The organism is Streptomyces sp. CB03238, from assembly GCF_002099185.1.
Taxonomy (GTDB): domain Bacteria; phylum Actinomycetota; class Actinomycetes; order Streptomycetales; family Streptomycetaceae; genus Streptomyces.
Window position 1 is genome coordinate 1 of record NZ_NBCN01000049.1, and the last position, 22,044, is coordinate 22,044.

Annotated in this window: 17 protein-coding genes and 1 pseudogene; 16 read left to right on the forward strand and 2 right to left on the reverse strand. The window is 71.7% G+C overall.

Features of this window, described 5'->3' with window-relative positions:
• Positions 1-66: 66 nt before the first annotated feature.
• From mtnA to BKD26_RS38475, 9 genes are all read left to right on the forward strand, one after another.
• Positions 67-1,134, forward strand: coding sequence for an S-methyl-5-thioribose-1-phosphate isomerase (gene mtnA / locus BKD26_RS41865; RefSeq protein WP_241519050.1), 1,068 nt, complete (start codon positions 67-69; stop codon positions 1,132-1,134).
• Positions 1,131-1,796 (forward strand): methylthioribulose 1-phosphate dehydratase, encoded by a 666-nt coding sequence (gene mtnB, locus BKD26_RS41870; protein WP_179166875.1) that lies wholly within the window; start codon positions 1,131-1,133, stop codon positions 1,794-1,796. The genes mtnA and mtnB overlap by 4 nt, the downstream gene beginning before the upstream one ends.
• A 4-nt stretch (positions 1,797-1,800) precedes the next feature.
• A complete protein-coding gene (locus BKD26_RS38445; protein ID WP_084907874.1) occupies positions 1,801-2,385 on the forward strand; it encodes a cupin in 585 nt (194 codons plus the stop codon).
• Positions 2,386-2,387: 2 nt separating this feature from the next.
• Entirely contained in the window at positions 2,388-3,116 is a 729-nt protein-coding gene (mtnC, locus tag BKD26_RS38450) for an acireductone synthase (RefSeq protein WP_084907904.1), read from the forward strand.
• Positions 3,113-3,931, forward strand: a complete 819-nt coding sequence (locus BKD26_RS38455; protein WP_084907876.1) for an S-methyl-5'-thioadenosine phosphorylase — start codon at positions 3,113-3,115, stop codon at positions 3,929-3,931. Before mtnC ends, BKD26_RS38455 begins: the two co-directional genes overlap by 4 nt.
• A gap of 355 nt (positions 3,932-4,286) precedes the next feature.
• On the forward strand, positions 4,287-5,306 hold the full coding sequence (locus BKD26_RS38460) for an iron ABC transporter permease (RefSeq protein ID WP_084907906.1): 1,020 nt from the start codon (positions 4,287-4,289) through the stop codon (positions 5,304-5,306).
• 2 nt (positions 5,307-5,308) lie between these two features.
• A complete protein-coding gene (locus BKD26_RS38465) occupies positions 5,309-6,082 on the forward strand; it encodes an ABC transporter ATP-binding protein (protein WP_084907878.1) in 774 nt (257 codons plus the stop codon).
• Positions 6,083-6,098: 16 nt separating this feature from the next.
• Positions 6,099-7,109 (forward strand): ABC transporter substrate-binding protein, encoded by a 1,011-nt coding sequence (locus BKD26_RS38470; protein WP_084907881.1) that lies wholly within the window; start codon positions 6,099-6,101, stop codon positions 7,107-7,109.
• 234 nt (positions 7,110-7,343) lie between these two features.
• Entirely contained in the window at positions 7,344-8,102 is a 759-nt protein-coding gene (locus BKD26_RS38475; protein ID WP_084907883.1) for a class I SAM-dependent methyltransferase, read from the forward strand.
• 300 nt (positions 8,103-8,402) lie between these two features.
• On the opposite strand, the gene BKD26_RS40785 is transcribed toward BKD26_RS38475, so the two are convergent.
• On the reverse strand, positions 8,403-8,627 hold the full coding sequence (locus tag BKD26_RS40785; RefSeq protein ID WP_179166874.1) for a hypothetical protein: 225 nt from the start codon (positions 8,625-8,627) through the stop codon (positions 8,403-8,405).
• A gap of 152 nt (positions 8,628-8,779) precedes the next feature.
• Complete coding sequence (locus BKD26_RS38485) at positions 8,780-9,574, reverse strand: crotonase/enoyl-CoA hydratase family protein (RefSeq protein ID WP_084907888.1); 795 nt, start codon at positions 9,572-9,574, stop codon at positions 8,780-8,782.
• Between the two features lie 530 nt (positions 9,575-10,104).
• Between BKD26_RS38485 and BKD26_RS38490 the strand changes: the two genes are divergently transcribed.
• From BKD26_RS38490 to BKD26_RS38520, 7 genes and pseudogenes are all read left to right on the forward strand, one after another.
• A complete protein-coding gene (locus BKD26_RS38490) occupies positions 10,105-11,628 on the forward strand; it encodes an AbfB domain-containing protein (protein WP_241519051.1) in 1,524 nt (507 codons plus the stop codon).
• Positions 11,629-11,716: 88 nt separating this feature from the next.
• Positions 11,717-12,349: an RICIN domain-containing protein gene (locus tag BKD26_RS38495; protein WP_084907892.1), complete on the forward strand. Its 633-nt coding sequence runs from the start codon at positions 11,717-11,719 to the stop codon at positions 12,347-12,349.
• 33 nt (positions 12,350-12,382) lie between these two features.
• Complete coding sequence (locus tag BKD26_RS38500; protein WP_084907895.1) at positions 12,383-13,012, forward strand: RICIN domain-containing protein; 630 nt, start codon at positions 12,383-12,385, stop codon at positions 13,010-13,012.
• Between the two features lie 147 nt (positions 13,013-13,159).
• Positions 13,160-14,272, forward strand: a complete 1,113-nt coding sequence (locus BKD26_RS38505) for a hypothetical protein (RefSeq protein WP_084907897.1) — start codon at positions 13,160-13,162, stop codon at positions 14,270-14,272.
• Positions 14,273-14,353: 81 nt separating this feature from the next.
• A complete protein-coding gene (locus tag BKD26_RS38510) occupies positions 14,354-18,694 on the forward strand; it encodes a polymorphic toxin-type HINT domain-containing protein (protein WP_143662795.1) in 4,341 nt (1,446 codons plus the stop codon).
• Positions 18,695-18,831: 137 nt separating this feature from the next.
• A complete protein-coding gene (locus BKD26_RS38515; protein ID WP_084907902.1) occupies positions 18,832-19,158 on the forward strand; it encodes a hypothetical protein in 327 nt (108 codons plus the stop codon).
• A 951-nt stretch (positions 19,159-20,109) separates the two neighbouring features.
• Positions 20,110-22,044: pseudogene (locus tag BKD26_RS38520) on the forward strand (ALF repeat-containing protein); the annotation flags it as partial.

The following is a 22,044-nucleotide window of genomic DNA, read 5'->3' on the forward strand; positions in this document are numbered from 1 at the left end:
CGAGCTGCCCGACTTCACCTGGGAGCGCACCGACCGCGTCGACGCCCTTCGCAAGGCGGCGGGCATATGAACGGGGACAGCGAGATGGTGATGTCGCCACGCCCGCGCTTGTCGCTCTCGTGGGACGACGGGCGCATCCTCGCGGTCGATCAGCGGGCATTGCCGCGTGACTACCGCCTGCTGCGGCTCGAGACGGTGGACCAACTGATCGACGCCATCACGTCGCTCGCCATTCGTGGAGCGCCCGCCATCGGTCTGGCCGGTGCCCTGGGGGTGGCGCTCTCCGCCTACCGGCACAGCTCGGACGGCAGGACCGATGAGGCGTCCGTGAAGGCCGATGCCGGGCGGCTGTCCGCCGCCCGGCCCACCGCCGTCAATCTGGCCTGGGCCGTCCGCCGGGCCGTGAGGCGGCTCGCCGACGGGCCCGAGGCCGTCCTCGCCGAGGCCATGGCCATGCTGGAGGAGGACGCCACGGTCAACCGAGCCGCCGTCGTACGGGCCGCCGACCTGGTGCAGTCGTCGGTCCCGGACCGGCCGGTTCGCATCCTCACCCACTGCAACACCGGTCGGCTGGCAACTGCCGCCTTCGGCACCGCACTTGGCGCGATCATCGAGTTGCACGGGCGCGGCCGGGTCGCCGAGGTGCTCGTGGACGAGACCCGGCCACTGCTCCAAGGGGCCCGGCTCACCGCATGGGAGTTGGGTGAGGCGGGTGTGCCGTACCGGCTGTGCGTGGATTCCGCCGCCGCCGCTGCCATGGCCCGGGGGATGGTGGACTGCGTGCTGGTGGGAGCCGATCGCATCGCCGCGAACGGGGACGTGGCGAACAAGATCGGCACGTATGGTCTCGCGGTCGCCGCCGCGCGACACGGAATCCCCTTCGTGATCGTCGCTCCGGAGTCCTCCTGGGACCGCGAGCTGGCCGACGGGTCGGGGATCGTGGTGGAGGAGCGCGACCCGGGTGAAGTGACGGGATTCGCGGGAGTCGAGGCCGCCCCGGCCGGTGCCGCGGTGTTCAACCCCGCCTTCGATGTCACCCCGGCCGAACTGGTCACCGCGATCGTCTCGGAGGCCCAGGTGTTCCGGCCCCACGGTTCCCCCAGCACGAGTTACCCGCGTGAGGTGTCGGCATGACTCATACGGCCATCGACGACGGCGAACGCGTACGCGTCGGAAGTGAACTCGCGGCGTTCTCGCGAGCCCTGTACGAGCGCGGCTGGATGCCGGGCACCGCCGGCAACCTCTCGGTGCGCCTGCCCGGCGGGGCGGCCCTGATCACCGCCAGCGGCCGGGACAAGGGGGACATGACCGCGGAGGACATGGTCGTCGTGCGGGCGGACACGGGAGAGGAGGCAGCCCCAGGGCAGCTGCGGGCGTCGGCCGAGACGACGATCCACTCCGCGATCTACCGGACCACGGACGCGGGTGCGGTCATCCACGTCCACTCCCCTTACGCCACGGCCGTCGCGTGCCGCACCGGCCACCGTACGCGCCTGACCTCGCTGCGCGTCGAGCGGCTCGAGCTGCTCAAGGGCCTGGGCCTGGCCGACCCGACACGCACCGAGGTGCCCGTCTTTCCCAACTGGCCCGAGGTTCCGCGGATCGCCGTCGATGTGGCCGATCACCTGGCTGCCACGCCACACGCACCTCCTGTTCTTCTCATCACCGACCACGGCATCACCACATGGGGACGCGACCTCGCCCAGGCCCGTAACCGGCTGGAGTGCCTGGAATCGATCTGCCAGCTGCTGCTACTCGCCGGACCCGGGCTGCCCGCGGAAGGAAAGGAAGGCTGAACTCATGACCCTGCTTCAGGTCATGCCGGAGGACGATCCCGAGAGGGTGCTGCTGCGCACCCGGGACCACGACCGCATCGCGGAGGCCCTGCAAGCCTGCTCGGTGGCGTTCGGCCGCTGGCCGCTGCGCGGCACCATCACACCGGACACCAGCCCGGCGGACGTGCTGTCCCGCTACCACGCCGAGATCGACGAACTCTGCGCGCGGGAGGGGCTGCAACTGGTGGACGTCGCCCAGCTCCACCCGGAGGAGAGCCCCGAGTGGGAGGAACGGGCGGCCAAGGCGCGGTCCACCTTCCTCGAAGAGCACCGGCACGCCGAGGACGAGGTGCGCTTCTTCGCCCACGGCACGGGTTGCTTCTACCTCCACCTCGACGGCCGGGTCCACGCGGTGGTGTGCGAGGCGGGCGACCTGCTCTCCGTGCCGGCGGGCACCCGTCACTGGTTCGACATGGGCCCCCGCCCGGAGTTCGCCGCGATCCGCTTCTTCGAGAAGGAGGACGGCTGGGTGGGCGACTTCACCGGCGACCCCATCGCCCAGCGGTTCCCCCGCCTCGACGCGCTCCTGGCGCCGGAAGCGGCGACGTGATCATGTCGGGGGTGCGGGCGGTGGTCCTCGACATCGAGGGGACCACAGGCTCCGCCTCCCACGTGCACGAGGTGCTCTTCCCGTACGCGCGGGAGCGCTTCGCCGACTGGTTCGCGGCCCACCGGGGCGAGCCTCCATGGACAGCGCTGATGGAAGAGATACGGACCCACACCGGTGATCCTCGCCTCGACGAGGGCGGGGCGGTCGCGGCGCTGACCGCCTGGTCCGACCGGGACGTCAAGGCACCGCCGCTGAAGAGGATCCAGGGGCTCATCTGGGCCGAGGGTTACGCCCGCTCCACGCTGACCGGCCACGTCTACGACGACGTGCCCGCGGCCCTGACCCGATGGCGGCAGGCGGGTATCGACCGTTACGTCTACTCCTCGGGGTCGGCAACAGCCCAGCGCGACTGGTTCGCGCACAGCGACCACGGCGACCTCAGCGCGCTCCTGAACGGCTACTTCGACCTGGCCGGCGCGGGCGGCAAACGGGACCCGGAGTCCTACCGGGCCATCACACGTGCCATCGGCGTCCCCGCACACGAAACGGTCTTCTTCAGCGACGTGGGAGAGGAGCTGGACGCGGCCACCGCCGCGGGGTGGAGGGCTGTGGCCGTACGGCGCCCCGGGGACCCGCGCGGTCCGGAGGTGGCCGGACACCCGACGGTCCCCGCGCTGGACGACATTCGGCTGCACGGAAGAACAAGACGGGAAAAGGAAACACGGACATGAACGTCAGCGGCAACACCCCGGTGGCCGACATCGGCGTGATCGGAGGCAGTGGCTTCTACGAACTGCTGGCCGACGCGGAAGAGGTCCGGATCGACACGCCCTACGGTCCACCGTCCGATGCCCTGATGCTGGGCACGGTCGAGGGGCGGCGCGTGGCGTTCCTGCCCCGGCACGGCCGTGGGCACCGCATCCCGCCGCACAGGATCAACTACCGGGCGAACCTCTGGGCGATGCGGTCCGTCGGCGTGCGGCGGATCCTGGCCCCCTGCGCGGTCGGCTCCCTGCGGCGCGAGCTCGGCCCGGGCACCATCGTGGTCCCCGACCAGATGGTGGACCGGACCAGCGGCCGGATCCAGACCTTCTACGACGAAGGTGCCGTCCACGTCTCGTTCGCCGACCCCTACTGCGAGCACGGCCGTGAAGCGCTCCTCAAAGCAGCTGCCGCGGCCGGGATCGAGGCGGTCGACGGCGGCACGATGGTCGTGGTCGAGGGGCCCCGGTTCTCCACCCGCGCCGAGTCGCAGTGGTTCGCGGCGGCCGGCTGGTCGCTGGTGAACATGACCGGGCACCCCGAGGCGGTCCTGGCCCGGGAACTCGCCCTCGGCTACGCCGCCGTGGCCCTCGTGACCGATCTGGACGCGGGCATCGACGCGACGGAGAGCGTTGCCCAGGAAGAGGTCTTCAAGGTCTTCGCCGAGAACACCCAGCGCCTGCGCCGTGTCGTGCTCGATGCCATCGGAATACTCCCCGAGAGCAGCGACTCCCCCTCCACCCGCGCACTCGACGGCATGACCTTGCCCTTCGACCTGCCCTGAGCCGGTGGGGCGGCTCTGAGCGGCGACCCGGGCGTCGCCATCGTCTTCGCGCCCTGGTCGTCGTGGCGCTGAGGGCTGCCGTTCAACTGCATCGCCTGGGTCAGGCGGACGAGGAAGAGGCGAGCGGCGCGCCTGCTTCCGCGTGGCCGGTGCAGTCATGGCGTCCGCCCGAGGCGACGGGCGAATGCCACGCGCCTGATCAGTATGTTCCGTTCGACCTGGAAGGCCGAGTTCTATGTCACCGCCAGCGATCACCGCGCCATCGGCGAGCAGCGGCGCCGATACGTCAGCCGGCGCGGCACCCCCCGAACCCGCGACGGGGGTGAAGGGCCGGCTCGCCTCCCGTAAGGGTCTGGTGCTTGCCTGTGCCGTTCTGTTCGTCGTTCTCCTCGCCTCGATGGTGGTGGCCATCGGTCGGGGGGCCGCCGTGATCACGCCGGGGGAGACCGCCCGGTATCTGTGGGCGGCTGTCAGTGGCGGCCGCATCGCCGCGGACGAGGTGACCACGTACCAGATCATCTGGCAGATCCGTACGCCACGGGTGCTGCTCGCGGCGCTCGTGGGGGCTGGGCTCAGCGCGATCGGCGTGGCCATCCAGGCCATGGTGCGCAACGCGCTCGCCGACCCCTTCGTGCTGGGCGTCTCCTCCGGCGCGTCCGTCGGAGCCGTCGCTGTCACGGTCACCGGAGGACTGGCGGCGCTCGGCATCTACGCGGTGTCGGCCGGTGCCTTCATCGGGGCCCTGGTCGCGTCGCTCCTGGTGTACGTCGCCTCCTCCAGCCGGGGCACGCTCTCCCCGCTGCGTCTCGTCCTGACGGGCGTGGCCATGTCGCTGGGCTTCCAAGCGGTGATGAGCCTGATCATCTACTTCGCGCCGGACAGCGAGGCGACCAGCATGGTCCTGTACTGGACCATGGGCAGCTTCGGCGCCGCGAGCTGGGGTGCGCTCCCGGTCGTGTCCGTGGTCGTCATTCTCGGCCTGGTCGTGTTGTACCGGTACGGCCGCGCCCTGGACGTGCTGGCCCTCGGGGACGAGACCGCCGCGAGCCTGGGCATCAGCCCCGACCGGCACCGCAAGGCCCTGCTCGTCCTGGCCTCGCTCGTGACGGGAGTGATGGTCGCCGTCAGTGGCGCCATCGCCTTCGTCGGACTGGTCATGCCCCACGTGGTGCGCATGGTCGTCGGCGCCACCCACGCACGCGTACTGGCCGTGGCGCCACTGGCCGGAGCGATCTTCATGGTCTGGGTCGACCTGGTGTCCCGGACGTTGGTGGCACCGCGCGAGCTGCCCCTGGGCGTCATCACCGCTCTCGTCGGGGTGCCGGTGTTCGTCACCCTGATGCGCCGCAAGGGCTACATGTTCGGAGGCCGCTGAAGATGGAACTCAGGCTTGACGGGCTCTCTGTGGTGACCGACGGCAGGAGCCTGGTACGTGACCTGTCCCTGGACGTGGAAACCGGCCAGGTCGTGGGCCTGGTCGGCCCGAACGGAAGCGGCAAGTCCACCGCCCTCAGGTGCGTGTACCGTGCCCTCCGCCCCAGCTCCGGCACCGTCTGGGTGGGCGAGGACGATCTCTCCCGCCTGACAGTGCGCCGCTCCGCGCAGGTCATCGCGGCCATGACCCAGGACGGCGTCGTCGATCTCGACTTCACGGTCGAAGAGGTCATCGCACTCGGACGCGCACCGCACCTTCAGGGCAACCAGGCGCTCAGCCGCCGGGAGTGGGAGCTGTGCGAACGCGCGATGGACCGGCTCGACATCCGCCACCTCGCCCGGCGCGGAGTCCTGACGCTCTCGGGCGGGGAGCGCCAGCGTGTCCTGCTGGCCCGGGCGCTCGTCCAGGAGCCGAAGATCCTGGTGCTGGACGAGCCGACCAACCACCTCGACGTACGCCACCAGGTCGAACTGCTCTCGCTCCTGCGCGGCTCGGGACTCACCGTCCTGGTCGTGCTGCACGACCTCAACCTCGCCGCGGCCGCCTGCGACCGCCTCGGGGTTCTCCGCGATGGCCGCCTTGTCACCACCGGCACGCCCGAGGACGTACTCACCACCGACCTCGTCCATGAGGTGTTCGGCGTCAAGGCCAGCATCGTGTCCCACCCGCTGACGGGTGATCCGCAGTTGTTGTATTCGCTCAATCCCTCCCTGTGAAAGGCACCACCAGGTCATGACCATGACTCGATCTCCCCGCTCGGTGCGGCAGCACGCCATCCTCAGCTCCGCGCTCGCGGCCACACTGCTGCTCAGCGGCTGCGGCGCCGAAGTGGAAACGGACGCCAAGGCATCCAAGAAGGTCACCGTCAAGAGGTGCGGTGAGCCGGTCGAATACACGATCCCCAAGCGCGCCGTGGCGTACGAAGGCGGAAGCGCCGACAAGCTGTTCAGCCTCGGGCTGGTCGACCACGTGCACGGCTACGTGATGCCGCCGGCGAACCCGCCGGTGGAGGAGTCACCGTGGGCGAGCGACTATGCCAAGGTGAAGATGCTCAGTAAGGATCTCCTCAACAAGGAACTCGTGGTCGAGGCCAAGTCCGATTTCGTCCTGGCCGGCTGGAATTCGGGCTTCAAGGATGAGCGGGGCATCACCCCGGAGATCCTGGACAAGCTCGGGATCCAGAGCTTCATGCACACCGAGAGCTGCTTCAACTACCCCAAGTACCCGGAAAAGCTCACACCGTTCGAGGCCCTTTACACCGACCTCGACCGGCTGGGCAAGATCTTCCAGGTCGAGGACAAGGCGGACGCGGTCGTCGGTGGGCTGAAGAAGCGGGTGGAGGCCGTCAAGGCGAAGGCACCCAAGGGCGATCCGGTCCCGGTCTTCCTCTACGACTCGGGCACCGACCAGCCCTTCACCGCGGGCAACCAGGTCCCGCCCAACGACATCATCAAGACCGCCGGCGGCAAGAACATCTTCGACGGCCTCGACCAGCGGTGGACGCAGGTGAACTGGGAGGCCGTCGCCAAAGCGGAGCCGGAAGTCATCATGATCCTCGACTACGGGGACCTGCCCGCCCAGAAGAAGATCGACTTCCTGAAGAAGTCCCCCCACACGAAGGGGCTGCCTGCCGTCAAGAAGAACAACTTCTTCATCCTCGACTACAACGAGGGCATCAGCGGGCCGCGCAACATCGACGGCCTGGAGAAGTTCGCGAAGTACCTGGGTGAGCTCAAGAGCTGACCGAGTCACAGCGCGCCAGGGCCGTGTCCGATCGCACGGCCCTGGTGCTCCGAGCCGCGAGCAACTGGGCCCGGGCGGCTTGCTCCGTCGGGGGTAGCGTCGAGGCGAGCCCCGCGTCGCGGCAGCCGCCACCGTCGGTGGCATGGATCGCGCCTCGCGGGACTACTCGTCGCCTCGGTCGACGGGTCGGGGCCGCGTGGGGAACCGTTTTGCTCACATCGAGGAAGGCCGCAGATGACCAGGAACGCTGCGAGTGAGGCCGACCGCGCCGATCAAGGGCTCGGCTATGCCGTCAACGGCCCGTACTACGACCTGATTTTCCCCGAGCAGGTACGGGTTTCACTGACGGACGCCCTGCGGCGGCTGGTGGCCGGGGCCGGCGCGGTTGCGGAGATCGGTCCTGGCACCGGGGTCTTCACCGAGCTCCTGCTGGAGTTGCTCGGACCGGACGGGGAGATCTTCGCGATCGAGCCGACGCGCATCATGCGCGCAGCTCTGGTGACGCGGCTGTGTCGCATACCGGCAGCCGCGGACACGGTGACCGTGCTGCCTGAGGACGCGCTGGAAGCCGAGGTGGACGTCCCGCTGGACGCCGTGGTGATGTTCAACATCATCATGCACTTCTCGCCGGAGCAGCGGGTCCGGCTCTGGCACAAGTGGGCCGACGCGCTCCGCCCCGGCGGCTTGCTGATCACGGAGTCGCAGCACCCTCAGACGGCGAGTGCGGTCCCGCTGTCGGTGATCCCTGGCGGCACGCTGGGACGACACCGCTACGACACGCTGGCGCGGGCGGACGTGCTGGGGGAGGACCTGATCCACTGGGTGATGACCTACCGGACCTGGCGCGGCGACGACCTGCTCCGGGAAGAGACCGCAGAATTCGACTGCCATGTCATCTCCGACGAGACGCTGGCCACCGAGCTGTCGGCGGTGGGCCTCGAACGTCACTCGCCCGCGCCCGAAGGTATCCACGCGTGGCGCAGGGTGTCCTGATCTTTCTACGGATCACCCCGCGGACGCGGGGTGGTCGTCCACGACAGCGAGGGCTTGAAGCCCATGGTGGCGGGTCATCCGACGAGACACGATTCCCACCGCGGCCCTGGAGACCGGCCGGGAACCGGCCGGCCTCCACGCTCGCCCCGCCGTCGGTGGGGCTGTGGACGCTGGGGTTCCTGTACGGCGAACGGACGCGCGATCTTGTCGGAGTCTGCTACGACGGCATCGGGCCGCTCAACACCACGATGGCGGCCACCCTGGGGTCCTTGCGGCCCGCGTCGGACTTCAGCGCGTGCTTCATCCGAGTGCCAAGCGACCGCCGCGGGCGCGAAGGTTCGCAGCCTTGGCTCCCGTGCCGGCCGGCCTCCCGGACTCCGGCACCTCCGCCTGGTCGAGGACGTCGTTCCACAACCGGGTGAGGTGGACGTGCGTCCAGGAGTACGTCCGCTGGTGGAGCGGCACCTGCAACTGCTGCGTCCACCCCTGCACCAGGCCCGCGAACACCGTCTCTTTGGCCTGCACGTCGTCCCCCTCGTCGGTGGTGCCACCGCCGGACCCCGACCGGGTCCGGTGCTTCCCGGGGACGACGACAGGGCCCCGCTGGAGGTCTGGTACCGGAAACCGGACGGACCTGGTGCCCACACCGCACCGGTGTCGGGGGCTGATCAGTCGGATCAGTCGAAGGAGCCGTGCCGTCCCGATCCGGAGGCGAAGCGCGCGGCGCCGGACAGGGTCTCCCCGGAGGACAGGGACACCATGCCGTGCCGCAGCTCGGCCGTCAGTGCCTCGGGCTCCGGCAGGCCGTGCTGCTCGCGCACCGCGAGCCGGTCGTGACGCAGGCAGGTCTGGGGGAAGGCGGCGATGTGACGGGCCAGTTCCTCCGCCGCGTGCCGGGCCTGTCCGGGCGGTACGAGGCGGTTGGCGAGCCCGATCGCGTACGCCTCCGAGGCCAGGACCGGGCGGCCGGTCAGGATCAGATCCATGGCGCGGCTCTCGCCGATCAGCCGGGGCAGCCGGACCGTGCCGCCGTCGATGAGCGGCACGCCCCACCGGCGGCAGAACACCCCGAGGACCGCGTCCTCCTCGACCACCCTGAGGTCGCACCAGAGGGCCAGTTCGAGGCCGCCGGCCACGGCGTGCCCGGCGACGGCCGCGACGACCGGCTTGGTCAGCCGCAGCCGGGTCGGCCCCATCGGCCCGTCGCCGTCGGGCGCCACCCGGTTGCCGCGTCCGGTGCCGACGGCCTTGAGGTCGGCGCCCGCGCAGAACGTGCCGCCCTCGCCCCACAGCACGGCGACCGAGGCGTCGTCGTCCGCCTCGAACGCCCGGAAGGCATCGGCCAGGAGGCGGGCCGTCGGGCCGTCCACGGCATTGCGGGCGGCGGGCCGGGAGAGCACCACGGTCGTCACGGGGCCGTCGCGCTCCACACGGACGGCCGGGGAAGCCTGGGAAGTCGGGGAATCGGTCATGGCGGCATTGTCGCCCGGTCGGCGGGCGGCGGCCAGAGGGTGATTCGGCGGCGGATGATAAGGCATCAGCAAGGGTGACTTTGTTGATGTGTACCAGCCCACATTTTTTCCTCACATGTCCCACACGAATGCGGACCGACACAATCCGGCCGGGCGGCGGAGCGGGTCGAGCCGTGTGGTACTTGGGTCAGAACCGTTCCGTGTGTGCCGCGCGCGGTCGTACTCCCTGGTGGCACATCAAATGGAACGCCGCATTCCGTGCTACTCGTGAGTTCTGAACTCGTCCGCACAAGTCGTCTTTCAGTCAAAGATTGGCGTCAAGTCATATGTTGCACAGCCATACCGGTGGTTGATCGGACAGGAGCTGTCAATTCCACTTTGACTCCCCCCGGGTGATCTCCAAGACTGCGCCCGACCACCTGGCACGCGTTCGGGAACCGCGTGCGGGACCTAGCAGGGGGACCGGAACCAGAATGAAGAACAGCAACACGAACTCCGCCCGTGTGCGGAGAGCCGTCACACGCGGTCTCGTGACCGCCACCGCGCTCGCCTCCGTCACCGCCGTCGCCGCGCCGCAGGGCGCCGTCGCAGCCCCGCCGGCCGCCCCGGCCGCAGCGGCCGGCATCGGCACCACCGACACGCAGCGGGTCGACGCCGCCGCCGTGGTGCGCCTCGAGCCGAGCCCGGACGTACTGCTGCTCAGCGACCACGACTTCATCCACGCCCTCTGGCAGAAGGCCCGGGACGGCGGGGAGACGTTCGACGCGGTGCGGCAGGCCGCCGAAGCCGCCATGATGAGCGAGGCGGCTGAGGACCACGTCCAGTTCATCGTCACCGGCATCCACGAGGCGTACGCCGTCGACAAGCAGCGCGAGAAGGACAAGGCCGACGCCGCCCGCGCCGCGCGGCTGGCCAAGTCCCAGGCCCTGATAGCGATCGGCATCCCGAACAGCCCGGACCTGCTGGACCTGAGCGACGACAATTTCATCCGCGCCGTGATGCGCCACGAGGCCGCCGGACCCGAGGTCCGCGCCGCCGCCGCGACGGCCCTGGCCGCGGACCCGGCCGCCTGGCAGGAGTTCATCACCAACGGCGCCCGCGAGGCCCACCAGCGCGACGTGGCCAACGAACTGAAAGAACTGGAGGAGAAGGACCGCGCGGAGGCCGAGCGCCGCAGGGAGATCGCCGCCCGCACCAACGCGGCGGCACTGTTCCGCATCACACCGTCCGAGGCCATGCTGGCCCTCAGCGACGACAACTTCATCCGCGAACTGCTGCGCGTCGCACCGGCCGACGCCAAGACCAGCGAGCTGTACGCGGCGGCGCAGCGCGCGGTGCTCAGCCCCGACCCGGCCGTGTGGAAGCAGTTCATCCACACCGGCGCCGAAGAGGCGTACAAGAAGGACGACGAGGCGCGCCGCAAGCAGATCGCCGACGCCAACCGCCGGCTCGCCATCCAGATCCAGGCCGCCGCCGAGAAGACCGGCGTCAACCCTCACCTGGTCGCCACCGCGAAGAAGGCCCTGGCCGGCACCGACGAGCACATCGCGAAGTTCCTCACCGCGGAGAGCCAGTACCGGGCGAAGCGCCAGTCGTTCCAGCCGGCGAGCGGCAAGCCGGCGGGCTTCTACGTCCGGCAGTCCACGCCCGACGCCGGGGAGGCGTTCATCGCCCCGCTGTCCACGGGCTCCAAGCAGACCGACCGGGAGGACGGCACCTGGGTCGTCGTCCCCGCGCTCAACGGCCAGCCGGGCTGCTACTCCTTCGAGTCCTCCCGCAAGCTCGGCCACTACCTCACGCACAAGGACCTCCGCGTCAGGATGGCCGCGAGCGACAACAGCACCCAGTTCCGCAAGGACGCCACCTGGTGCGCCAAGAAGGGGCTGAGCGGCTCCGGCACCTCCTTCGAGTCGGCCGGCCAGCCCGGCCGCTTCCTGCGCGAGTACTACGGCGACCTCTTCGTGGCCAACAAGTCCGCCAAGAACCGCTTCGACGTCGAGAAGGACTTCGCCCAGGACGCCTCCTGGAAGATCGTCACCCCGCTCGCGCGCTGACCGACGGGCGGTGGTCACCCCGCTCGCGCGCCGGCCACCCGCCCGCCGGGCCCTCCCCCTTCAGACCTGAGAAGAACGGAAGCACCCCATGTCCCGGATCGTCCGATCCGCCCTGGCCGTCGCGGCCGGTGTCGCCGCGCTCGCCGGCGGCGTCACCGTGGCCGTCGCCGACGAGGCGCGCCCCCAGCCGACCCCCGCCGCCACCACCGTGTCCACGTCCACCGTGAACGCCGGTGACGCCAGGGCCGCCGCCACCGCGGCCTCGACGCCCTCGGCCGTGCAGCTCAGGGCCGTCCACAGCGACAAGTGCCTCACGACCCCCAACGCCAGCCTCCGCAACGGCGTCAACAGCGTCCAGTCGACCTGCGTCGCGGACGCCGAGAACCAGCGCATCGACATGGTCCCCACCGGCGCCGGCACCTTCGAACTGCGTTTCGGACACAGCGGCAAGTGCCTGGACGTGGAGGCCGCCGGCACCACGACCGGCACGGTCGTCCAGCAATGGTGGTGCGTGGGAGCGCAGAACCAGCGCTGGCGCCTGGTGATGGTCGACATCGCCAACGAGCTGTACGAGCTGCGGCCCGCCCACACGCCGACCGGCGCGAACCGCTGCCTGGACATCGAGTCCTCCAGCAAGGCGGACGGCGCGATCGCGCGGCTGTGGGCCTGCAACGGCACGCCCGCCCAGCAGTGGCGCATCCACCCCGTCACGGCCGCCTGAGCCCCCGTACACGCGAGAGAAACGGATCCCCACATGTCTCGGATCATCCGGGCCGTCCTGACCGCGGGCGCGACCGTCGCCGTCCTCGCCGGTACGGTCACCGCCGTCCAGGCCGACGGTGACCCCGGCGCGCCCACCGCCTCCGGCACCGCCGCCGAGGCGGCGCGCGAGGCGGCGGCCGTCGCCGCCGCAGCGCGGGCGGAGGCCCTCGCCCGCTCCAGGATGGCCCAGCAGGTCGTCACCTTCACCGCCGCCCACAGCGGCAAGTGCCTCGAGATCGAGGGCGGCAAGACCACGGACGGCATCAACGTCCAGCAGTACGCCTGCAACAGCACCGACGCCCAGAAGTGGAACGCCGTCGCCGCGCGCGGCGGAACCTTCGAGATGCGCAACGTCAAGAGCGGCAAGTGCCTCGAGATCCAGGGTAAGAGCGTCAAGTCCGGCGCGGCCGTCCAGCAGTTCGCCTGCGGCCAGGGGGAGCACCAGCGCTGGCGCATGATGCTGGTCGACCCCGTGCGCGAGCTGTACGAGCTCCAGCCCGCTCACGCCGAGGGGATGTGCGTCGACGTGCCCAGCCAGAAGCAGGACAACGGCATCGACGCCCAGCTCTACACCTGCAACCGCACCGACGCCCAGCTGTGGCAGGTCCGGCCGGTCGCGTGAACCGGCCGGACGGCGCGCACGCGTGCGCCCGTTGAACGCCGCGAAGGGGCGGAGCCGCACCAGCGGCCCCGCCCCGGCGGCCGTGAACCGTACTTCACTTCCCGAGGGGGCCTTGAGTTGAGTCGTCAGTGGAGATGCGCGCGGGCGGTGACCGTCGGCGCACTGGCCGGCGCGATCGCACTCGCGGGCGGCATACCGGCATGGGCCAGTGCCGGCGTCCCGGCCGCCGGACCGCAGCGGGTGGCGTCCACGGCCGGCGCCGTACCGGCCGGCCTGCCGGCGCAGGCGCAGGAGCTGTCACCGGAGCTGGCCGCCGCCGTCGAGGAGGCCCGCAAGCGGGTGACGTCGATGGCGAAGACCCACCCGGCCGCCGAGGTGCGGACCTCGGCGTGGAACGCCCTGCGCAGTACCCGGGGGGACCAGGCACTCCTGGAGTGGCTCGCTCCCGGCGGCGGCTTCGACGCCGCGAAGCAGCGCGCCCGGGACACCCGCGCCCGCAACAGGGCGTTCTGCGAGCGGGTGATCGCCACCCACACGGCGGAGTTCTCCCCGCACGTGCGGGCCGCCGCGACGCGGGCGCTGAAGGGCAGCGTCGCCGAGCAGGCCGCGTTCGTCGCCTCCGGGTACGCCGAGGCCCAGCGTCGCGACCGCGCCGCGCGCGAGGCCGGCGAGCAGCAGCGGCTGGACGTCGCCGCCGCCGACCGCGAGTTCGTCCGCGTTCTCGGCGCGCAGGACCCGGGCGAGCAGGTGCGGGTCGCGGCCCAGTGGGCGCTGCGGCCGGGGGCCACGGACGACGACGTGGCGGAGTTCTTCGGCTACGGCTGGGCCACCGGCGCCACGCTGGACCTGACGGCCTACCGCACCCGGGTGGCCGACGCGGAGGCGGTCCGCCACCACACGCTGACCCGCCTGATCGCGGAGGCGACGGCGGCCGAGGCGGCCGTGGCCGGCGCGGCGGACGCCGCCCGTGCCCGCGCCGAGGCCGAGCGCGCCTGGCAGGCGGTGTCCGAGCACGCCGGTGCGGCTCAGCGCGCCTGGCAGGCCGAACAGGCCGCCGCTGCCGCCCAGGCGGAGAACTGGCGGACCGTCGCCCAGCTGTCCCGCGAGTCCGCCGAACGCCTCTGGCAGGCGATCTCCGGCACCGCCGACGGCCACGAGGCCGCCTGGTCCGGGGAGCGGGCCGCGGCGGACGAGGCGGCGGCGTTCTGGAAGTCCATGTTCGACCGCGCCCAGGACGGTGAGAGCCGCGCCCGGGGCTGAACCCGGAAGTCCGGCCGGCCAACGACCACCCGCCCGTGACCGGGGCGGGATTTTCTCGATCATTCGTCTAGGGGGATTCCCGTGAGGGGAAGAGTCCGGCCCAGAGCCGGAAGGCTGCGCGTCGGCGTGGCCGCGCACGTACGGAAGGCGGTGTCCGCGGCGATCGCCGTGGCGGTGCTCGGCACCGTCACAGGTGAGGCCGCCGCCGCGACCTCCGTACGCACCGAGCAGGTGTCGCTGACGCGGACGCTCCAGTCGCTGGACCGGCTCGCGGCGGCGGTGAAGCCGCAGAGCGACGCCGCGCCGGCACCCGCCGCCACGTCCGAGCTCGACCGCATCAGCGACGAACGGGACCGGCAACTGGTCCAGGACTTCGCGGAGTTCGACGAGGAGGAGGAAGTCCGCGAGGCCGCCAAGGCGGCGCTGGCGAGCACCGACCCGAACGCCATCCGCACCTTCCTGGAGCACGGGGAGGCCGAGGCACGGCAGCGCGCCAAGGACAAGCGCGCCGACGCCGACGGGACGAACCGTCGTCAGATCGAGGCGCTGCGCGGCACCGGCGGACCCTTCTTCAACGCCGAGGTCGAGCGCGTCCTGAAGGGCACGGCGCAGGACCGCGCCGACTTCCTGGCCTTCGGCGCCGGCATCGCCAAGCAGCGCGACGAGGCGGACAAGCAGAACGCCGCCAAGCGCGCCGAGGAGAACCGCAAGCGCGTCGAGATGCTGGCGTCCGTGGGCGGTCCCGCGGTCAAGCGGGCCGCGCTGGCCGCGCTGGAGTCCAAGGACGCCGCCGTGATCGCGGAGTTCCTGGAGAAGGGCTACCAGGTCGCGGCCAGGCAGGACGCCGACGACCGGGCCGCGCACGAGAAGGCGCAGAAGGAGGCCCAGGAAGCCGCGGAGAAGCTGCGCGAGCTGGCCCGCAAGGCCGCCGTCGCCGCCGAGGCCCGGACCAAGCTGATCGCCGCGCACGGCGACGCCGTCAAGGCGCTCAAGAACGCCTCCAACGCCATGTCGTCGGCCGCCTCGGCCGCACGTGAGGCGGACCGGATGCTGGCGGCCGACCGGGCCGGCAAGCGCCTGTCCGACTACAACCCGGTCAAGACGGAGGTCGCGCGCCAGGTCGGGTACGCCGAGGACGCCGCCACAGCCGCCCAGGTCGCCGCGGCCCAGGCCAAGGTCCAGGCCGACGTCCTGGTGGGTACCGGACTGGAGCACGGCGTCCAGTGGTCCGAGGTCGCCTCCGGCATCGCCGCTGCGGCGGACGCCGCCGCGAAGGCCGCCGCCACCGCGCGGCACGCGGTGGACGCCACCGCCGCCGACGCCGCCGGCCTCAACGCCAAGAACCAGGCCGAGCTGCACGCCCAGCAGGCCGCCAAGTGGCGTGCCAACGCCGAGGAGCACGCCAAGGCCGCGGCCCGGCTCGCCGACGCCGCCGCCAAGCAGGCCCAGGTCGCCGCGACCGCCGCCGACCGGGCCAAGCAGGCTCGGGTGGCCGCCGAGCAGGCGGAGCGCGAGGCGTGGGAGCACGCCCGCAAGACCCGCGAGGCCCGCGTCGAGGCGCAGCGCCAGGCCGCGATCGCGGCCGAGCAGCGCAAGGTCGCCGAGCGTGAGCGGGACCTCGCCGCCGCCGCCCGAGCCCGGGCGGAACGCGAGCGGGACATCGCCGCGGCGGCACGCGCGCGTGCCGAGGCCGAGGCCCGTACCGCCTCCGCCGCCCGGGCGCAGGCCCAGGCCGCCGCCGCCACGGCCGCAGCCGCGCGTGCCGACGCCGCCCACCAGGACGGCATCGCCGCCGAGGCCGACCGCCGGGCGCGGGCCGAGGAGACCACTGCCCGCAACGCCCGCAACGCCGCCTTCAAGGCGGAACAGAACCACCAGGCCAAGGAGGCCCGCGCCAAGGCCACCGAGGCGATCGCCGCCTCCGGCCGCGGCACCATCGACGCGGGTGTGGCCCGCGCAGCCGCCGACGCCGCACGCGCCGACGCCGACACGGCGGGCGCCGCGGCCGGTCAGGCCCGGAGCGCCGCCGACACCGCGAGCGGCGCGGCCGTACGGGCCCGTTCCGCCGCGACGGAGGCCGCGGGCGCTGCCGCCCGGGCCCGGGCCGCCGCCGCCGAGGCCACCGCGCACGCCGCGCGGGCCAACGCCGCGGCGAACAAGGCCGAGGCCGCTGCCGCCGCCGCGAACGCCGCCGCCAACAAGGCGGAGGCCGAGGCGGCCCTGACACACGCGGCCGCCCGGCGCGCCGACGAGAAGGCCGCCGAGGCCACGGCGCAGGAGGCCCGCGCCGGCATCGCCGCGTACGAGTCCGCCCGGCTCGCAGGGCTCGCCGCCATGGAGGCGAACAATTCCCTCCAGGCCGCGAACCGCACCAAGGACGAGGCCCAGGGCGCCGTCCGCGAGGCAGCCATGGCACGCGTCCAGGCGACCGTCGCCGTGACCGCGTCCGCCGCCGCCCGCAGCACCGCCGCCGGCATCGCCGAACCGGCCAACACGGCCATCGCGCTCACCGCGCCGTTCAGCGGCAAGGACGCGGACGCCGACTTCGCCGCGGCGGTCGCCGCCGCGGCCGAGCAGATGGGCGCGGAGCAGGTCGCCTCGGCGGATGCCAAGGCCGCGGAGGCAGTCAAGGCCGCCGAGGCCGCGGAGGCCGCCGCCAAGCGGGCCAACGCCCAGGTCGCCCCGGCGTTCAAGGCCGCCGCCGACGCGGCGCGTTCGTCCGCGAACGCCGCGCGCTCCGCCGCGGCGGCCATGAAGTCGGCCGCGCAGGCCGCCGAGGAGGGCGCCAAGGCCCGGGCCGCCGCGGCGCGCGCCAACCAGGCCGACGCCCAGGCCCAGGCCGACGCCAAGCTCGCCCGCTCGGCCGCCAACCAGGCGTACGCGGACGCCACGGCCGCCCGCAACGCCGCCACCCAGGCCGAGGCCGAGGCTGCCCGCGCCCGAGGCGCCGCCGCCGAGGCCGACAACCACGCGGTGGCCGCCAACAGCGCGGCCAGCCTCGCCGAGAAGGAGGCGAGCGTCGCCCAGGGCGCCGCCGCCCAGGCGGAGAAGGACGCCGCCGACGCGAACACGTTCGCCGAGTCGGCCGAGAACCACGCCAAGTCGGCGGAGGCGGCGGCGAAGAACGCCAACACCTACGCCCGCGAGGCGGACGAGGCCGCGAAGAAGGCCGAGGAGTATCAGCGCGAACAGGAGCGCAAGGCCCGTGAGGCGGCGGCGAAGGCGGCGGAGCAGAAGGGTGGTGACGGGCTCAAGGACCTCACCCCCGCGGAGATCGAGGCCCTCAAGCTCGCCGGCATCTCGCCGGAGGAGCTCGCATGGGCGCGCGACCTCGACTCCAAGGACCTCGCCGACTTCCTCATCGAGAACGGTGGGCAGATCGTCGTCGACCTCCTCTTCGAGGACATCAAGAAGTGCTTCACGGAGGGCAACTTCGAGAGCTGCTTCTGGGCCGTGGTCGGTGCCCTGCCCTGGGGCAAGGCCCTTCAGGTCATCAAGGCGACGCCGGCGATCACCAAGGCGCTCGTCAAGATCGTCGGTGGGCTCGACGACTTCCTCGACAACTCCGCCAAGGCGAAGAAGCTGCTCGAGAAGAGCAAGGAGATCCTCGAGAAGTTCCGCAAGAACCCGCCGCCCTGCCTGACCGGCGGCCAGCCCAAGAACAGCTTCGCGCCGGGCACGCCGGTGCTCATGGCCGACGGCGCCCGCAAGCCCATCGAGAGCGTACGAGTGGGCGAACGGGTCCTGGCGACCGACCCGCTGACCGGCAGGACCGAGAGCCGCGCCGTCACCGACCTGATCACCGGCGAGGGCAGCAAGAGCCTGCGGGAGCTGACCGTCGACACCGACGGCCCGGCGGGCGACGCCACGGGAACCATCACGGCCACCGATGGACACCCGTTCTGGGTCGCGAGCCGCAAGCACTGGGTGGATGCCGGAGACCTCACGGCGGGCGACCTGCTGCGCACCCCCGAGGGCGAGCTCAGGGAACTCGTCGGGCTCCGGGCCTGGACCGAGCCGATGCGGGTGCACAACCTGACGGTCGAAGGTCTCCACACGTACTATGTACTCGCCGGGAATGCACCGGTCCTTGTGCACAATACAAATCCAGGGTGCGGTGTCTCGCCGGAGATCCTGGAAGAGGCGTGGTCCACGTGGAACACGCCGGCCAATCTTGAGCATGTCATCGATCCGGCCAAACACGGCTTCAGTGATCTGGTAGCCAAGACTGGCGGGCGTGACAAAGCACTTCGCGCCATCCTGGACAGCCTTCATGGTGCGACAGACCTGCCGGCCGTCGGAAAGTACGAGGTGAGTCGAGAAATCGCAGGCGAGACGGTGACCATTCGAGGAGCGGTAGTGAACGGGATCCCCAGGCTCGGCACAGCGTTCATTCCTGGAAAGTTCCCCGGCACCTCGTAGTCCCTGTCCGAGGTCTATGAGCGTCTGGGAAGTGTAGAAAGATCGGCTATGGTCACCCCGGTGGGGGAGACTGTCTGGAGGCTCTTGCCGTGGCTGTTGCAGTCACCCCTCGCCCCATGAATTCAGATGAGAGAGGTGTGGTCGAGCTCATCCTCGCCCAGGGTTTTCCCGGAGCGGCTGAACTGCGAGCCCAAATCGACTTCGTCGAGGTGGTCGCGCAGTGGGCGGAGGGCTCGGTCAGTGTCGACCTGCGGGTCCGGGAAGGTGCTCCCCGCTCGGCAGGAGCCTCTGGCGTCATTCCAGTGGATGCAACAGTTGTCGACACGTCTGGTTCCCTGATCGGAGAGATTCTTCTTTGGGCTACCGATGGGTACCTGTCGGCCATCGAATACGCTTGGTACGGAGATGAGCCGCCCAGCGTCCTCCCGGAACCCGGCCTGATCGCCATCGAAGTCCGCTCCTAGCCCCAGGGTGAGGGCCCCGCCGGAACAACCGTTCCGGCGGGGCCCTTCTGCGTCTTGACGGCGACGGTCGGCGGAGCACCCTGGTACGGTCCGGCGCAACCTGGCAAACGCCGCCTTCGGTGGGCGCGGCGGCACCAGCGGACCTCGAACCGCAGTCCTTCTGCCGGGCGGCTCCCGAGCGAACCCGTCGGAAAGACCGAGGCGGGGTACCGGGCTCATGGCAAGGAATGGCTCGAGCCGAATGCGCCATGGCCGAAAGGGACTTGCAGTCGATCGTGTTGGCGACGTCGCCGAGGAATCCACGCCGTACGAAGTGGCAATGGCCGGAGTGATCGGCCCCCGGATCGCGTCCTGTGACCGCGCACAACAGATTCGGTCCCGCGGATTCCTGTGCGGGGCCTCCCCTGCGTACGGCGAGGCATTGCGACAGTGACCGACTCGAGGAAAGCGGAACCACGCGCACCGAAAGCGTGATGCGTCACTGCGCGCCCGAACGACATTGATCGGATCCAGTCCGCGCGTTAAGGTCCTGACGACCAGTCGGAGTTCGTGGCACACCGGAGGGAACCGCACGGGCGTAAATGCGCCGGCGGACCGGTTACCGGATTCTTTCCCGTACGTGAACGTACGGACGACGTACACCAGGGGGAGTCGTGGCACGTACGCCTGAGCGTTTCATCGTCGACAGGACCATGCGCGCGCCAGGAATTTCCGGCTGAGCGTCCGGGCAACCTTTCCTCTCGGCCGCGCCCTTCCTTTCACCGGCCTGATGACGTCTACGCCCGCCCGGACTTCACGTTCCCGCTCCCCTGCCCAGGCGCCCGGACCAGGCGCCCGGACCGGCCGAGCAGCGGATGCGCGCGACAGGCAGGACGGCCGGCGCGCCGAGGTGATCCCCGACCCATCAATCCACCGACTTGTCGGCGTATCGACTCATCGAAGGAGTTTCCCGTGAGGGAAGGATTCCGGCGCAGAGCCGGAAGAACCCGCGGCCGGGCACCCGGCCTGCTGGGCCGGGCGGTGTCCACCGCCCTCGCCCTGGCCGTCCTCGGCGGTCTGGCGGGGGAGGCCGGTGCCGTCACACCGTCCGGCCCCGGCGACATCGACCGTACGGGCGTCATGGCCGGCCTCCTGGCGGCGGAAACCGCCCCGCCCCCGCCCGCCACCTCCGAGCTGGACAGGATCAGCGACGAGCGGGACCGGCAATTGGTCGAGGACTTCGCGGAGTTCGACGAGGAGGAGGAAGTCCGCGAAGCCGCCAGGGCGGCGCTGGCCAGCACCGACCCCAACGCGATCCGCGACTTCCTGGAGCGCGGCGAGGCCGAGGCGCGGCAGCGGGCCAAGGACAAGAGGGACGCGGCCGATGTCGCCAACCGCGGCCGGATAGAGGCGTTGCGCGGCACCGGCGGACCGTTCTTCAACGCCGAGGTCGAGCGGGTCCTGAAGGGCACGGCGCAGGACCGCGCTGACTTCCTGGCCTTCGGCGCGGACATCGCCCGGCAGCGGGACAAGGCGACGGAGCAGAACGAGAAGGAACGCGCGGCGGAGAACCGCAAGCGGGTCGAGATGCTCGCCGCGGTCGGCGGGCCCGAGGTGAAGCGGACCGCGCAGGCCGCTCTCGCCACGGGCGACGACAAGGTCATCGCCGAGTTCCTGGAGAAGGGCTACCTGGTCGCCGCGCAGAAGGACGCGGACGACCGGGCCGCCCACGAGAAGGCCCAGAAGGAAGCGCTGGAGGCGGCCGAGCGGCTGCGCGAGCTGGCGGAGAAGGCGGCCACCGCCGCCGCGGCCCGCACCAAGCTGATCGCGGCGCACGGTGACGCGGTCAAGGCCCTGAAGACCGCGTCCAACGCGATGAACTCCGCGGCCGCCCAGTCCCGTGAGGCCGACCGGATGCTCACCGCCGACAAGGCCGGCAAGCGCCTGTCGGACTACGCCCCGGTGAAGGCCGAGGTCGCCCGGCAGGTCGGGATCGCCGAGGGCGCCGCCAAGGCGGCCCAGGTGGCGGCCGGCCAGGCCAAGGTGCAGGCCGATGTGCTGGTCGACACCGGGCTGACCCACGGGGTGCAGTGGTCGGAGGTGGCCTCGGGGATCGCCGGTGCGGCGGACGCGGCGGCGAAGGCCGCGGCGACCGCGCGGCACGCGGTGGACGCCACCGCCGCCGACGCGGCCGGGCTGAACTCCCAGAACCAGGCCGAGCTGCACGCCCAGCAGGCCGCGAAGTGGCGGGCGAACGCCGAGGAGCACGCCAAGGCGGCGGCCCGGCTCGCCGAGGCGGCGGCCAAGCAGGCCCGCATCGCGGCGGACGCGGCGGCCAAGTCCCGCCAGGCGCGCATCGCGGCCGAACAGGCCGAGAAGGAGGCGTGGGAGCACGCCAGGAAGACGCGGGACGCGCGGATCGAGGCCGAGCGACAGGCCCGGATCGCCGCCGAGCAGCGGGCGGTCGCCGAACGCGAGCGCGACCTCGCGGCTGCCGCGCGGGCGCGGGCCGAGCGGGAGCGGGACATCGCCGCGGCGGCACGCGCGCGTGCCGAGGCCGAAGCCCGTACCGCCTCCGCCCGCCGGGCGGACGCCCAGGCCGCGGCAGCCGTGGCCGCCGAGAAGCGGGCCACCGCACAGACCCAGGAGGGCATCGCCGCCAAGGCCGACGAGCTGGCGCGGGGCGAGGAGTCCAAGGCCCGTACCGCCCGCAACAAGGCGGTGGAGGCCGAACGCGTCCACAACGCCGAAGCGGCGAGGGCCAGGGCGACCGAGGCGATGGCCGCCAAGGCCAAGGGCACCGAGCACGCCGAGACCGCCCGCGCGGCGGCCACCGAGGCGCGCTCCGCGGCCGACGCCGCCGGCACGGCGGCCGGTACGGCACGCGGCGCGGCCGACCAGGCGTCG